The organism is Mesorhizobium sp. M2E.F.Ca.ET.209.01.1.1 (assembly GCF_004010375.2).
In the GTDB taxonomy this organism is placed as follows: domain Bacteria; phylum Pseudomonadota; class Alphaproteobacteria; order Rhizobiales; family Rhizobiaceae; genus Mesorhizobium.
The window spans coordinates 1-375 of sequence record NZ_SADP02000394.1; the positions used below are offsets into that span (position 1 = coordinate 1).

At 70.1% G+C, this 375-nt stretch carries 1 pseudogene; it reads left to right on the forward strand.

Annotated elements, in window-relative coordinates:
- Window positions 1-375 (forward strand): annotated as a pseudogene (locus EN852_RS36150) (hypothetical protein); the annotation flags it as partial.

Consider the following 375-nt stretch of genomic DNA (forward strand, 5'->3'; position numbering starts at 1 on the left):
GCAAGGACCGCCACAAGGATCGCAACAAGGACCGCAAGGACCGTCGCGACGACACGCGTGGCAATGGCGGCAACGGCAACGCGCAGCCGCAGAAGGACGGCGGCAACCGCAAGGACCGCGGTGAGCAGCGCAAGGACGGCCGTAACGGCAATGCCCAGCAGCCGCCGCAGCAGGGCAAGCAGAAGGAGCCGCAGCAGCAGAACAAGCCGCGCAACGACCAGCAGGGCCAGGGCCAGAACCAGAACCAGCAGCCGAAGCTGAAGCAGCCCAAGCAGCCGCGCCAGCAGCAGGAAGGTGACAAGCCGGCCGAGAAGCCGCAGCGCGGCGGCGTCGAGGCACCGGCGGAGAGCGTGACCGCGGCGGCAGCCGTGGCCG